Genomic DNA, 14,596 nt, shown 5'->3' with positions numbered 1-14,596 from the left:
ATAACCGCTGCCAAGCATGGAAGCGGTTGTTTTGTTTAGTAAATCGAAGTTGTTGATTTTGATGTATTTTCAAGTATTTCTTTTACGCGTTGTAGGAATCGGCCGCAAACAAGTCCGTCCAACACTCTATGATCAAGTGACATACATAAATTCACCATATCACGGACAGCAATCATTCCATTATTCATGACAACTGGACGCTTGACGATGGACTCCACTTGCAAAATGGCTGCTTGTGGATAATTGATGATACCCATTGATTGAACAGAGCCGAATGAACCTGTGTTGTTTACGGTGAAGGTTCCGCCTTGCATATCTTCTGATCTTAGCTTTCCAGTTCTCACTTTGACAGCAAGTTCAGAGATTTCACGTGCAATCCCCTTAACTGTCTTTTCATCTGCCTGTTTAATGACAGGAACATAGAGAGCATCGTCCGTTGCTACTGCTATCGAAATATTGATATCTTTCTTTTGGATGATTTTATCTCCCGCCCACATTGAATTGATTTGCGGGAATTCTTTCAGAGCTTGCGCAACGGCTTTGACAAAGAAAGCGAAGAAAGTTAAATTGAATCCTTCTTTTTTCTTAAATTCATCTTTGAGGGAGTTGCGGTACTCCACCAAATTAGTTGCATCCACTTCAATCATTGTCCAGGCATGCGGTGCTTCGTGTTTACTGCGCAGCATATTAGCGGCAATCGCTTTGCGGATGCCTGTCACAGGGATTTCAATATCACCAACTGCAACCGGAATATTGACAGCTTGTGCAGATGCTGTAGGCGTAGAAACTGACTGAGTTGCTGCTTGTGTTGATGCTTCCACAACTGCTGGCTCTTTGTTAATTTCAACATTTTGTTCTGCAACTGGAATATTTCCTGATTCAATTAATTTTAATAGATCTTTTCTGGTAATTCGCCCGCCAGCACCGGTGCCTGACACCTTTGTTAAATCGATCCCATGTTCTTGAGAAATTTTTAGAACTGCAGGTGAATAACGGGCCTTGTTTCCTTGATCCACTGGTTCTGCATTTACTGCAACGCTTTGTGCAGCGGCATCGCTTGTTACCAAAGCCGCAGTTTCCTGGGGAGTTCCACCTTCCATTTCAATCGTGCAAATCATTTCACCAACTGCTAAGGTTTCACCTTCTTCAGCGATTAACTCCTTAACCACACCTGTAAAGGAGGATGGAACTTCTGCATTTACCTTATCTGTCATAACCTCTGCTAGGGGGTCGTATTTATTTACTTTATCCCCAACGGATACGAGCCATTTACTAATCGTACCTTCGGTTACACTTTCCCCTAACTGAGGCATTTTGATTTGTTCAATTACCACTTTTTACACCCTCCTATTGTCCAGCTCCGGCGCCTAGCCCCTCGAGTCGCTTCGGTCCTGCCAATGAAGTCAAAAAACGACTTCACTGTCAGGCCCGGAAGCAGCTGTCGGGGCTGAACAAGTCGCCTCCGCTTTTCGTTTAATACTCAGCTAATTCGCGCATGGCTTTTTCGACTTTATCCGGATTTACCATAAAGAATTTTTCCATTGTTGGAGAATACGGCATTGCCGGTACATCTGGTCCAGCTAAGCGCATAATTGGTGCATCTAATTCAAATAAGCAATTTTCAGCTATGATCGCAGAGACTTCACTAATAATGCTGCCTTCTTTTGTGTCTTCTGTAACAAGAAGGACCTTACCCGTTTTCGATGCAGCTTCAATGATTGCTTCTTTATCAAGTGGATACACAGTCCTCAAATCAAGAATATGTGTTGAGATTCCATCCTTCGCTAATTTTTCAGCAGCTTGAAGGGCAAAATGAACACATAGACCATAAGTAATAACAGTAATATCTTCTCCCTGGCGCTTTACATCCGCTTTTCCGATTGGAAGAGTGTAATCATCAGTCGGGACCTCACCTTTGATTAATCGATAGGCCCGTTTATGTTCGAAGAATAATACCGGATCATTGTCACGGACGGCAGCTTTTAATAGTCCCTTCGCATCGTAAGGTGTGGAGGGCATCACAATTTTCAATCCAGGCTGATTAGCAAAAATAGCTTCAACTGACTGGGAATGATAAAGTGCACCATGAACACCACCGCCATATGGGGCACGAATAACCATCGGACAGCTCCAGTCATTATTAGAGCGATAGCGGATTTTTGCAGCTTCCGAGATAATTTGATTAACTGCCGGCATAATAAAGTCGGCAAATTGCATTTCGGCAATCGGCCGCATGCCATACATCGCTGCACCGATTCCTACCCCAGCAATTGCTGATTCGGCAAGAGGTGTATCAATGACACGCTCTTCCCCAAATTGTTCATACAATCCTTGCGTCGCCTTAAACACACCGCCTTTTAAGCCAACATCTTCACCAAGAACAAAAACCCTTGGATCTCGTTCCATTTCTTCTCGCATTGCCATTGTGATTGAATCAATATATGAAATTATCGCCATGTTTCATCCCCCTTACAAGTCCGCATAAACATATTTCAGTGCTTCTTCCGGTGCAGAATACGGAGCATTTTCTGCATAGTCAGTCGCTTCATTCACTTGCTTCATCACGCGGTCATTGATTTCCTTCTCCAACTCATCATTCATGACACCAGTTTCCTTTAAATAGGCCCCAAAAGTTATAATTGGGTCTTGTGTTTTGGCTTTTGCAACCTCATCTGGAGCACGGTAGGAACGGTCGTCATCATCAGAAGAGTGTGGAGTTAGACGATACGATATGGTTTCAATCAATGAAGGGCCTTCCCCACGACGGCCACGCTCCGCTGCTTCCTTTACGACTTTATAAACTTCTAATGGGTCGTTCCCATTAACAGTAAAGCCAGGCATACCATATCCAATCGCACGATCTGAAACCTTTTCACACGCTAATTGTTTTTCGATTGGGACAGAGATCGCATACTTGTTATTTTCACACATGAAGATAACTGGAAGTTTATGTACACCTGCAAAGTTTGCCCCCTCATGGAAATCCCCTTGGTTAGAGGAACCCTCTCCAAATGTTACAAACGTAACCAGGTCTTTTCTTTCCATCTTCCCGGCAAGGGCAATTCCAACTGCATGTGGTACCTGAGTTGTAACTGGCGAAGAACCTGTGACAATCCGATTTTTCTTTTGGCCAAAATGGCCAGGCATTTGACGACTACCAGAATTAGGGTCTTCTGCTTTTGCAAAACCGGATAGCATCAGCTCCCTTGGAGTCATACCAAAAGCCAATACTACCCCCATATCACGATAATATGGAAGAACATAATCTTTTTCACGATCTAGTGCAAATGCCGCTCCCACCTGTGCTGCTTCTTGACCTTGACAAGAAATAACAAATGGTATTTTACCAGCGCGGTTCAATAACCACATCCGTTCATCAATTCGGCGGGCTAAAAGCATAGTTTCATACATTTCCAATACTTTTCCGTCGCTTAAACCTAAAGCATCATGACGCTTTTCTGTCATTTAGTTCTTACCTCCCAATTGTTCATAGAAATGCGGAAGCGCCTTGATCAGCCCCGACAAGCGCTGGAGAGCCTGCCGATGAAGTCGTTCTTTTGACTTCATCGACAGGATCGAAGCGACCTCGAGGGGCTAGGCGCTGCAGCTAGACACTAAAACCTTTACAATGTTTTTTATTAATTCTTTTAAGAATGGATTGCTTTCCCATCAACTGCGAGTGCAGCTTCACCAATTGCCTCTGACAAAGTTGGGTGTGGATGAATTGTATGTGCAATTTCCCAAGGTGTCGCATCTAATACCATCGCAAGCCCTGCCTCGGTAATCATATCCGTTACATGTGGACCAATCATATGCACCCCAAGAATATCATTGGACTCCTCATCAGCAACAATTTTTACAAATCCATCAGATTCTCCAAAAACAAGTGCCTTCCCAATCGCACGAAAAGAAAACTTACCAATTTTCACTTTATGACCTTTTTCTATTGCTTGATCTTCTGTTATCCCGACGCTTGAAACTTCTGGATTACTATAAATACATCTAGAGACTAAATTATAGTCAAATGGAGTAGGATCTTTCCCAGCGATATGTTCAACAGCTACAATCCCTTCATGTGAAGCAACATGGGCCAGTTGTAATCCACCAATCACATCACCAATCGCATAAATATGCGATTCTTTTGTTTGAAAAAATTCATTTGTTAAAATAAAACCCTTCTCCACTTGTATTTCTGTATTATCAAGCCCAATTCCTTCTGTATTTGCTTGACGTCCAACCGAAACTAGAATTTTTTCTGCTTTAAACTCTTTCAAAGCACCTTTAACTTCTGCAGAAATCGCCACGCCATTATCCTTAACCAACGTTTCTGGGAGCACTTTTGCACTTGTAACAAGTTTAATTCCCTTTTTCTTCATTAAGCGCTGCATTTCTTTTGAGATTTCCTTGTCTTCTGTCGGAATAATGCGGTCAGCATACTCAATAACCGTTACTGTCACACCAAAATCAGATAACATAGACGCCCATTCAATTCCAATTACACCCCCACCAACAATAATGATGGAACTTGGAAGTGTTTCTAACTGCAATGCTTCATCAGACGACATTATATATTCTCCATCAATTTCAAGCCCTGGAAGTGTCCTCGGTCTAGAACCTGTTGCAACAATTACATTTTTCGGTAGCAGCATTTCATTTTCTTTCCCGTTATTCATTTCAACAGAAATTGTACCCGGCATCGGTGAAAAGATGGATGGCCCCAAGATTCTGCCTAATCCCTCATAGACATCGATTTTGCCCTGCTTCATTAAATGCTGAACGCCTTTGTGAAGTTGATCAATTATTTTATTTTTCCGATCCTGTACTAAACTAAAATCAACCGTTACATCACTTGTGATAACTCCAAAATCTTTACTATGTTTGGTTGTTGCATAAACTTCCGCACTTCTAAGGAGCGCTTTACTTGGAATACATCCTTTATGTAAACATGTCCCGCCAAGTTTTCCTTTTTCTACAATAGCTGTTTTCAATCCAAGCTGAGAGGCCCTAATGGCAGCTACATAGCCACCAGTTCCCCCGCCAAGAACGACCAAATCATATTCTTGTGCCATTTTCTTTCCTCCCCATGTACCTTAAATTTTAGCTGTTTTAAATTTACCTGGATAAACTTTTTCCTCTTCTTCACCTCGTAAGACTCGAAGTGCTCCTTCAGCTAAGGCTTGAAGTTCGTTTTCCCCTGGCTGAACAATAACATCAGCAATCCAATTAATTCGATCGGTGATAGATTTCACAAATCCTTTTCCGTAGGCAAGGCCTCCAGTCAATACAATTGCATCTACTTTTCCTGATAATACAGTACTAGCAGCCCCAATTTCCTTTGCTACTTGATAGGCCATTGCATCATATACAAGCTTTGCCTCATCATCACCAGCTGCTATTCTTTGTTCTACCTTTACCGCATCATTAGTTCCTAGGTAGCCAACAAGGCCACCTTGGCCCACAAGCATCTTCATTATTTCTTCACGGTAATATTCCCCCGAGTAACAAAGTGCTACTAAATCCCCAACTGGAACGGTTCCAGCACGTTCAGGGCTAAAAGGTCCATCCCCATGAAGACCATTATTTACATCAATTACCTTACCATGTTTATGGACACCAACGGTAATCCCACCACCCATATGGGTAACAATTAAATTCAAGTCACTGTATTTTTCCCCTAATTCCTTTGCTACCCTTCTTGCGACTGCTTTTTGATTCAAGGCATGAAAGATACTTTTCCGTTCAATTAAGGAAAATCCAGAAATTCTCGCTAGTGGTTCAAGCTCATCAACAACAACAGGATCAACGATGAAGGAGGGAATATTTAGTCCAGAAGCGATTTCGTAGGCAATGATTCCGCCAAGATTTGATGCATGCTGTCCGGCATAACCAGACCGAAGATCCGCTAACATCACATCGTTAACGGCATAGGTTCCACCTTCAATGGGTCTAAGCAAACCTCCACGGCCACATACTGCAGACAGTTTGGAAATATTTATCCCTTCATTATCCAGTATTTCCAAAATTATTGATTTTCTAAATTCATATTGATCAATTATATTTGCAAAAGAGTTTATATCCTCTGAATCATGACGAATTGTTTTTTCAAAAATGGAAATATCATTATCGAAAACCCCAATTTTCGTGGATGTCGAGCCTGGGTTGATGACGAGAATCCGATATTCATTATCTTGCAACGTATTTGACCTCCAATTTGGATTTCTTATGATTGAAGTCGTATGGTAATTTAATATAACAATAAGTGCCCTATGAAAGGCAAAGACGCTGAATTCCCATTCAGCGCTCTGCGGATTTATTTTTGTAAATCCAAATTTTAACTCTTTGAATTTAGATAACTGTCTAGCTCCAGCGCCACGCGGCTAGTGTACTTCGCTAAACGGGCGCTTCCGCTTTTCTTGTTTATCTTGATATTCTATGACTTAAGATATGGTGGCCATTTTGCAGGAATTGGCTTCTTGAATTACGAATCCTTGCAATTCTTTCTTCTGCCATCCGATTAGCTGCTACGTATGTTGGAATACCATCACGTTTTGAAATTTCAATTACTTTTTCAATCGTTGCATAAAGCTGTTCAACCTTTTTCATTGCCCGTTCTTGGTTGTAACCATAGAGTTCATCAGCAACATTGATTACGCCGCCAGCATTAATAACATAATCGGGAGCATAAACAATTCCCATTTCATGGATGATATCACCGTGACGGGTATCTTTTAATTGATTGTTTGCCGAACCTGCAATAACTTTTGCCTTTAGCTGTGGAATCGTTTCATCATTAATTGTTGCTCCTAGAGCACATGGCGCATAAATATCACATTCTACACCATAAATTTCATCAGGGTCTACCGCAAGTGCACCAAATGCTTCTACCGCACGGTTAACAGCCTCTTTATTAATATCCGTTACAATGAGCTGAGCCCCTTCTTCATGCAAATATTCACAAAGTGTATAGGCTACATTTCCAACACCTTGAATGGCAACTACTTTTCCTTCAAGCGAATCAGATCCAAATGCCTCTTTCGCCGCTGCTTTCATTCCGCGATAAACACCGAATGCTGTTACAGGGGAAGGATTGCCTGATGAGCCAAATGCTGGAGAGATCCCCGTCACATAATCTGTCTCTTCGTGAATTAAATCCATGTCAGCTACTGTTGTGCCTACATCTTCTGCTGTAATATATCTGCCATTTAAGCCTTGGATGTAACGGCCGAATGCGCGGAACATCTCTTCATTCTTATCTTTTCGAGGATCGCCGATGATAACCGTTTTACCACCACCAAGATTTAAACCTGCCGCAGCATTCTTATAAGTCATTCCTTTTGCTAGGCGTAGTGCATCTTCTATTGCTGCTTCTTCAGATGCATATGTCCACATACGTGTTCCACCCAAAGCAGGTCCTAAAGTTGTATCATGAATAGCAATAATTGCTTTTAATCCTGATTGTTTATCCTGGCAGAATACTACTTGCTCATAATCGTATTGTTCTAAGTACTTGAAAATTTCCATGTAAAATTCCTCCTCGATTATTGACTATCTATTTGTTGTTGCACAGCATAATGCCAGTGCAAGAGAATAAAGCTTACTTTCAGCAGAATCAGCTCTGGACGTTAACACAATTGGTGCCTTTGCCCCGGCTATCACCGCACCGACTTTTGCATTTGCGAAATATATTAATGATTTATATAATACATTGCCTACTTCGATAGTTGGAACTAATAAAATATCTGCATTTCCTGCCACTTCACTATGAATTCCTTTGTGTTCTGCAGCCAGTGTTGATACGGCATTATCTAAACCTAACGGGCCATCTACAATACAATCAGATATTTGTCCTCGTTTATTCATCACAGTTAATAATGCTGCATCTAATGTAGCCTGCATTGCCGGATTAACTACTTCCACGGCAGCAATAGGGGCCACTTTAGGTATTTCTATTCCAATCGACCTCGCAAGGGAAACTGCGTTTTTAATAATTTGTGCTTTCTGTTCTAAATCTGGAGCAATATTCATTGCAGCGTCTGTTACAATCGTAAAACGATTGAAGCCAGGAACCTCAAATGCAGCAATATGTGATAAAACATTCCCAGTCCTAAGTCCATATTCCTTATTCAAGACAGCTTTTAAGAAAATATTGGTTGGGATGTTACCTTTCATCAAGACATTTGCTTCTTTGTTAAAAACTGCTTTCACAGCTAATTCTGCAGCAGCAGCATTAGAATCGGCATTGATAACTTTTAGATAATTATTGCTAATGGTTTTCTGTTTTTTTAATTCAATAATAGAATTTATTTTTTCTTCATCACCAAATAGAATAAAATTGGCGATATTTCGGTCTAATGCAGCTATAACCGCTTCAATGACTTCTAAATCTTCTGCAGCAGCAACTGCAACAGTGTTTGAACTTACTTGGGCTGCTTTGTTAATTAGTGAATCCAGCAACAAGTTGTCATCAACCCTTTCTCCTCTTACTGCAACTCCCATTATGTAATATGCAATTTCCGTGCCAAACCAATCCACTATGAAAACGCTTTATTTTCCATTCTAAAGTGTGCAACATTTTTCATAATATGAAATTTATTGCATGCTATTCTTTTCAAGGTTGTATTTTTCAAGCTTATAATACAAATTCCTCACAGACAATCCCAGCGTTTTCGCTGTCAATGTCTTATTTCCATTTAAGCGAAGAAGTGTCTGCTTAATAATTTTCGTCTCATATTCATCCATCATATCTGATAAGGAACGGTCTATCACAACGGAATCATTACTGTAGCTTAAAGAAGGTTCATTTGTGCTTTTTTTATTTTTTAGCTCTGGTAGATGATGAACATCAATAAGGAGCTCATAATAATTCATAAAAATAATCGCTCTGCCAAGGATATTTTCTAATTCTCGAACATTTCCTGGCCAGTCATAGTCCATTAACTGGTGTAACGCTGCCGGTGTGATTCCTTCAACGTTTCGTCCATAATCCTGGCTTATTTTTTGAATAAGCCGCTCATTTAAAAGAGGAATTTCCTCTTTTCGCTTCCTTAATGGAGGGATATGGATTGGCATTCGATTTAAACGATAATATAAGTCTTCCCGAAAGGAGCCTTTAGCAATACCCTTTTCTAAATTGACATTAGTTGCCGCAATAATTCTTACATTAATGGAAATTGGCTTTGTCCCACCGACTCGGATAATTTCTTTTTCTTGAAGTACTCTCAGTAATTTTGCTTGCGTATTCACTGGAAGTTCACCAATTTCATCGAGAAAAATACTCCCATTATTAGCTTCTTCGAAAAAGCCTCTTTTTCCTCCTCTCATTGCACCAGAAAAAGCACCTTCCTCATAGCCGAATAGTTCACTTTCTAACAATGTTTCCGAAATTGCTGCGCAATTGACCCGAATAAATTTGTTATATTTACGGTCGCTTGCATTATGTATAGCATGGGCAAACAATTCTTTCCCGGTTCCTGATTCACCCCTAAGGAGAACGGTTGCAGGTGTTTTCGCTCCTAGTTTAGCTTGTTCAATCGCGAGCATCATTTCATCAGATTGAGCAATTATATCCTCAAAGGTGTATTTCGCTTCAAGCTTGCGGATCAGTTGTCGTGCGCGGTTCAATTCTCTATTCAGTGATTTTATTTCGGACATATCATGAATAACGCCAACACTGCCTTTTAATTTCCCTTTTACGATAATCGGGGCCACATTTACGATTACTTCTCGTTTGTTTGGCCCCACTCTCATCGGAACGCCGCGTACAGCTCTTCTGGTTTGCAACACCTTCATGTGCATACTCTCCCCTTCAGAAATATCTGCTGTAGCTGGTTGACCAATAATCTGATCATGGGACAATCCAGTAATACGGGAGTATGCTGGATTAATAAGAATGCCTCTGCCATTTTCATCCACAACAGATATTGCATCATCACTAGAATGGATAATGGCTTGCAGCATGGTTTGAATTTCCTTTAAATCCGTAAGTTCCTCAGCAAGATTAACAACCTCAGTAATATCTTTAAAAACAGCAAATGCACCTATTAAAGTCCCATTTTCCTCGATAATTGGAATACGGGTCGTAATGATTTTTCTATCATTACTCAGAACCATTTCTTGGTTTGCTTCAATTCTTCTTGTTTCTAAAATTTGAGGCAGCCTTGTTGTTGGAATAACATCAACAACAAATTTCCCAATTGCCTGTTCACTCTTTACACCCATGATTTCTTGTGCCCGTTTGTTGAATAAAATGATCTTTCCATACTTATCAATAACGATCATTCCATCATTTGCAGCATTAAAGATTAGTTCCTGCTGGTAGGATTCATTTTTGTGCTTTTCAATTAGCTCCTCTTTTTCTTGCATAATTTTTGCAACCAGAAATGCAACGGTTCCTGGAATCAGAATGGTATTTTGACTTTTAGATTTTCTAAGTTCATGGAAAACAGTATCATTTCCTGTTACTTCAATGATAATATCAATAGGTTCTGCTAAAAATGGGCGCCAGTCTTCCCCTGTTTTTATCCCTTCTTCTTGAGCGAATAAAACCCCCGGTGCATCCATGTTCCGATCAATTACCACACTGACTTTTAATACTTCAGATTCTTTTAAAATTTTTAAGATTGCCGTACCACCTTTTCCAGCACCAACAATCATGACATTTTGCATTTTTTCTACCCCTTTAAGAAAATTTTTTCATATCATCTTAAGAAAAATATGCAACTTTTTTCATATCTATTTTATAACCAATCACAATCCTTGACAAATTTTATCTATATAATAATATTTTGATGAGATATAATCTAAATATGACATGATATTACAGTAAATTTTGAAACTGGAAGGATTTATTTATGAAGCGAATAATTGCCCTCATCATAGTATTGATTCCTGGAATTTTGGCCGCTGTTGGTATTAAATTAATGCGTGATATGTTATTCGGGATTTTACAAGCCCCATTCCCTAATTTATTGATTCAATTTCTAGCTGGGCTTATCTTTTTTGTCGGCGGTCTAGGTTTTGTGGCAGGCTTTATCTTTCATCGAGACCGAAAAAGAAGCAAGGTTCAAAAAAGATTTAAAAATACAAAATAAAAAGAGGCCACTACGGTCTCTTTTCATATTGTTTTCGTATTTTTAACGCTTTTACTGGATCATCTGTAATAAACGCCGTGCAATTAATATTAAAAAGGCGATGCATATCCATCTCTTTATTAACAGTATATGGCCGTACGGCAATCCCGTTATTTATTGTATTTATGATAACATCATCAGACATGACTGAGTATTTTGGATGGATCCCCTTTGCTCGGATCGCTTGGGAATAAATCCATGGCATGTAGATGCCTTCAAGAAAAAGAGGGGCTATTTCAATTTCAGGTGCTAGGCTGTAACTATAAACAATACTATAGTGATTAAAAGAGGAAATAATAATCCGATCCATTAAATTAAATTTTCTAACAAGTTGAATTACTTTTTCTTCCATTCCCTTATAGGGAAATAGCGCATTCTTTAATTCAATATTACATAATAATCTATTGGAAGTAAGCCACTCAAGAACTTCAGCTAATGCAGGTATGGGTTCTTTTTTGCTTTTTAGATTGGCATTCAATTTCCGAAGATCTTTATATAAGAAATCTTTTACAAATCCATTCCCGTTCGTTGTTCGGTCGACTTTTTCATCATGAATAACAACTAATTCGCCGTCTTTTGTTAACTGAACATCTAATTCTAACCCGTCTGCACCTGCTTTTTCTGCTTCACGAAAGGCTCCTAATGTATTTTCTGCAAAAGAAGCCGAATAGCCACGGTGCGCAAAAATCTGAGTCATATTTTCACTTCCCAACTTTCAAATTGGAGGAATTTCAAATGAAACCATTACAGTTATCAACAGAAACAGCAATTAAGCTTTCCCAAAAGTTAAATGTGCCGATAGAACAGATTATGCATATGCCCCAACATATTCTCATCCAAAAACTGATGGAATTGGAGAAAGAGAAGGAAAATTAAGTTCCACTATGTTGATTGGGGCGCCTGAGAGCGGAATTCAACAGCCACTTTTAAAGAACCTACGGAAAAAAAATAGCCTTCATTTCTTTCGATGAAGGCTTACAATTAATTATTATTTCAAGATGCCTTGTGTTCAAGCCTCAATTTATCCGCAACCATGGCAATAAATTCAGAATTGGTCGGTTTTGCCTTAGACATGCTGACAGTGTATCCGAATAGCGAGGAAATGGAATCAATGTTTCCCCGGCTCCAAGCCACTTCAATAGCATGACGGATCGCTCTTTCCACACGGCTCGCTGTTGTGTTATATTTTTTGGCGATATCTGGATACAACACTTTCGTAATAGACCCTAAAAGTTCGATATCGTTATATACCATTGAAATGGCCTCACGTAAGTACAGATATCCTTTAATATGTGCTGGGACACCAATTTCATGAATGATACTTGTAATACTAGCATCCAAATTTTTAGGTTTTTGCTCAGTTTGAGAACGATAAGTTGTTGATGTTGATTTTCGTGTAAATGAATTGTTATTTCCGCTAACTTGTCGAATATGGCTTCCTAAATTCTCCATATCAAATGGTTTCAAAATAAAGTAGGAAGCACCAAGTTCAACTGCTTTTTTTGTCACATCTTCCTGACCAAAGGCAGTGAGCATAATGACGTTGGGAAGTACACCTTTTTTAAGGTCACGGAGGCGCTCAAGTACAGCCAAACCATCAAGATGCGGCATAATAATATCCAAAACTAGAACGTCAGGGTCGGTTGTCGATAACATTTCTAGACACTCTTGTCCATTATGAGCAATTCCTGCAACTTCCATATCATCTTGGGACGAAATAAAGTCCTCTAATAATCCAACTAGCTCCCTATTGTCATCAACGACACAAACTTTAATTTTCTTCACTTCTAGTTCCTCCTCGGGTTTAAATCATAAAATCTATTTCATCTAACATTTCTAATCAGTTGTATTCTCCTAATTCTATTCTAAATTAGAAATTCGACAATGCAACAAAAATTCCTCTCATTTTTTTAATATTTCTTAAAATAGTGATAAAATCTTATCTTATCTTTGTTTTTCTCACCTTTTCGACGTAAAACGCGTTATTTCTAAAATATGGATGTTTTTTGTCGAAAAATGTTTATGTAAAAAGCAAAATAGGGGGATTTTCCTATTTTGCTCCAATGTCCTAACTTGCTTTATTTTTTGGCATTTCATATATGTTAATTCCAGCTTCATTTAACATCCATTCAATGTGTACCCCGTATCCTGAGGTTGGATCATTAACAAAAACATGTGTAACTGCTCCAATTAGTTTTCCATCTTGAATAATTGGGCTGCCGCTCATCCCTTGAACAATACCTCCTGTTTTTTTAAGGAGCTTAGGGTCGGTTACTTTTATTACCATGCCTTTGGTTGCTGGAAACTTTTGCGGGATTGTGCTGACAATTTCGATATCAAATTCTTCTACTTGGTCATCATTAACGACCGTTAATATCTTTGCAGGTCCTTCTTTTACTTGATGTGATAATGCGATAGGAAGTGGTTTATCCATAACACCATTTTTTAATTCTTTTACCATTTCACCAAAAATACCAAATGGGCTGTTCTTTTGGATATTACCAACGATTTCTCGGTCCGAAGAAAAGCGGGCAAGTTTTTCACCAGGGTCTCCGTTACTTCCCTTTTCAATGGAAGTTACGGTAGACCGGACAATTTGTCCATCTTCAACAACAATTGGCTGTTTTGTATCCATGTCTGATATTACATGCCCAAGGGCACCATATTTCTTAGATTGTGGATGAACAAAGGTCATTGTTCCAATTCCAGCAGCGGAATCTCTAATATATAAACCAAGCTTATAAATATTTTCCCCTTTGTCTTTTAATGGGGTTAATTGTGTAGTAAATTTTCCACTTTCCCGACTAATAACCATATCGAGGGGTTTTCCTTCTTGTCCAGCGGTTTGTACAAATGGTGCTACATCTGACATTTTTTCAATTTTATTACCGTTAATTTCAGTAATGATATCCCCAATTTTTATACCTGCAATTTCACCTGGAGATTTTTTTCCAGATATAGTATTGATTAAATGGTGGCCCACAACCAAAACGCCGACTGTGTTTAATTTTACGCCGATTGACTGGCCGCCTGGAATGACTCTAAAATCCTTTAAGACGCGTACGTCAACCTTTTTTATAGGAATCCCTGCAAACTCTAACAGCATTTCATTTTTTCCATTTTCAGTTGCCTTCATTGAAACCGTATGTTTTCCTTGATCAAGTGTAATATTTGAATTGTGAGAAACCAAAGCGGCTGATACCGGGGCAGCCTTTTGAAAATTATAGTCTTGTCCTTCAAAAACTGTAATCATCTTAGGTATCGCAAGGTATTGCTGTATAGGCTGAAAAAAAATAAGGCTAATTAATGAAACAAGGAGAATTCCACCAATAATCTTTCTAATTATTTCTAACTTCAAATTCTTCACTCTCCTCGCTTCTTTTCATTACATTGAAATGGCTACATCTTTAATTTTGCCTCCTTGACAATCATTTATAACTTGGTTCTACATAAAAAAGCTACCCGAA

At 39.2% G+C, this 14,596-nt stretch carries 13 protein-coding genes; 2 read left to right on the top strand and 11 right to left on the bottom strand.

The genetic code is table 11. From position 1 onward, the window contains the following. Positions 1-35: 35 nt before the first annotated feature. From COE25_RS04565 to COE25_RS04530, 8 genes are all read right to left on the bottom strand, one after another. Positions 36-1,334 (bottom strand): dihydrolipoamide acetyltransferase family protein, encoded by a 1,299-nt coding sequence (locus COE25_RS04565; RefSeq protein ID WP_098931497.1) that lies wholly within the window; start codon positions 1,332-1,334, stop codon positions 36-38. A 139-nt stretch (positions 1,335-1,473) separates the two neighbouring features. Beyond that, the gene (locus COE25_RS04560; protein WP_088088900.1) at positions 1,474-2,457 is read right to left on the bottom strand and encodes an alpha-ketoacid dehydrogenase subunit beta; all 984 of its coding nucleotides are present in this window, start codon (positions 2,455-2,457) and stop codon (positions 1,474-1,476) included. A 12-nt stretch (positions 2,458-2,469) separates the two neighbouring features. Beyond that, complete coding sequence (locus COE25_RS04555; protein ID WP_088088901.1) at positions 2,470-3,465, bottom strand: thiamine pyrophosphate-dependent dehydrogenase E1 component subunit alpha; 996 nt, start codon at positions 3,463-3,465, stop codon at positions 2,470-2,472. Positions 3,466-3,647: 182 nt separating this feature from the next. After that, positions 3,648-5,069: a dihydrolipoyl dehydrogenase gene (gene lpdA / locus COE25_RS04550; RefSeq protein WP_088088902.1), complete on the bottom strand. Its 1,422-nt coding sequence runs from the start codon at positions 5,067-5,069 to the stop codon at positions 3,648-3,650. A 21-nt stretch (positions 5,070-5,090) separates the two neighbouring features. Then, positions 5,091-6,194, bottom strand: coding sequence for a butyrate kinase (gene buk / locus COE25_RS04545; RefSeq protein ID WP_098931495.1), 1,104 nt, complete (start codon positions 6,192-6,194; stop codon positions 5,091-5,093). Positions 6,195-6,417: 223 nt separating this feature from the next. Further along, positions 6,418-7,521: a branched-chain amino acid dehydrogenase gene (bcd, locus tag COE25_RS04540; RefSeq protein ID WP_098931493.1), complete on the bottom strand. Its 1,104-nt coding sequence runs from the start codon at positions 7,519-7,521 to the stop codon at positions 6,418-6,420. A gap of 24 nt (positions 7,522-7,545) precedes the next feature. Then, positions 7,546-8,457, bottom strand: coding sequence for a phosphate butyryltransferase (gene yqiS, locus COE25_RS04535; protein ID WP_088090537.1), 912 nt, complete (start codon positions 8,455-8,457; stop codon positions 7,546-7,548). Positions 8,458-8,589: 132 nt separating this feature from the next. After that, a complete protein-coding gene (locus COE25_RS04530; RefSeq protein WP_098931490.1) occupies positions 8,590-10,665 on the bottom strand; it encodes a sigma-54 interaction domain-containing protein in 2,076 nt (691 codons plus the stop codon). Between the two features lie 185 nt (positions 10,666-10,850). Here COE25_RS04530 and COE25_RS04525 point away from each other — a divergent pair, with 185 nt between their 5' ends. Then, a complete protein-coding gene (locus tag COE25_RS04525) occupies positions 10,851-11,090 on the top strand; it encodes a DUF2627 domain-containing protein (protein WP_088088906.1) in 240 nt (79 codons plus the stop codon). 10 nt (positions 11,091-11,100) lie between these two features. Here COE25_RS04525 and COE25_RS04520 read toward each other — a convergent pair whose 3' ends face one another. After that, entirely contained in the window at positions 11,101-11,826 is a 726-nt protein-coding gene (locus COE25_RS04520) for a glycerophosphodiester phosphodiesterase (protein WP_088088907.1), read from the bottom strand. Positions 11,827-11,864: 38 nt separating this feature from the next. Here COE25_RS04520 and COE25_RS04515 point away from each other — a divergent pair, with 38 nt between their 5' ends. Next, positions 11,865-12,005 carry a YycC family protein gene (locus tag COE25_RS04515; RefSeq protein ID WP_088088908.1) on the top strand — a complete coding sequence of 47 codons (141 nt, stop codon included), beginning with the start codon at positions 11,865-11,867 and terminating at the stop codon, positions 12,003-12,005. Positions 12,006-12,122: 117 nt separating this feature from the next. Here COE25_RS04515 and spo0A read toward each other — a convergent pair whose 3' ends face one another. Both spo0A and spoIVB read right to left on the bottom strand, forming a co-directional pair. Beyond that, the gene (spo0A, locus tag COE25_RS04510; RefSeq protein ID WP_088088909.1) at positions 12,123-12,914 is read right to left on the bottom strand and encodes a sporulation transcription factor Spo0A; all 792 of its coding nucleotides are present in this window, start codon (positions 12,912-12,914) and stop codon (positions 12,123-12,125) included. 283 nt (positions 12,915-13,197) lie between these two features. Beyond that, positions 13,198-14,487, bottom strand: coding sequence for a SpoIVB peptidase (spoIVB, locus tag COE25_RS04505; RefSeq protein WP_088088910.1), 1,290 nt, complete (start codon positions 14,485-14,487; stop codon positions 13,198-13,200). Positions 14,488-14,596: the final 109 nt, after the last annotated feature.

Origin of the sequence: Bacillus sp. AFS031507 (assembly GCF_002584635.1) — a bacterium.
In the GTDB taxonomy this organism is placed as follows: domain Bacteria; phylum Bacillota; class Bacilli; order Bacillales; family Cytobacillaceae; genus Neobacillus.
The sequence above is the reverse complement of the archived record's forward strand: the minus strand, read 5'-3'. Positions and strand labels throughout refer to the sequence as shown.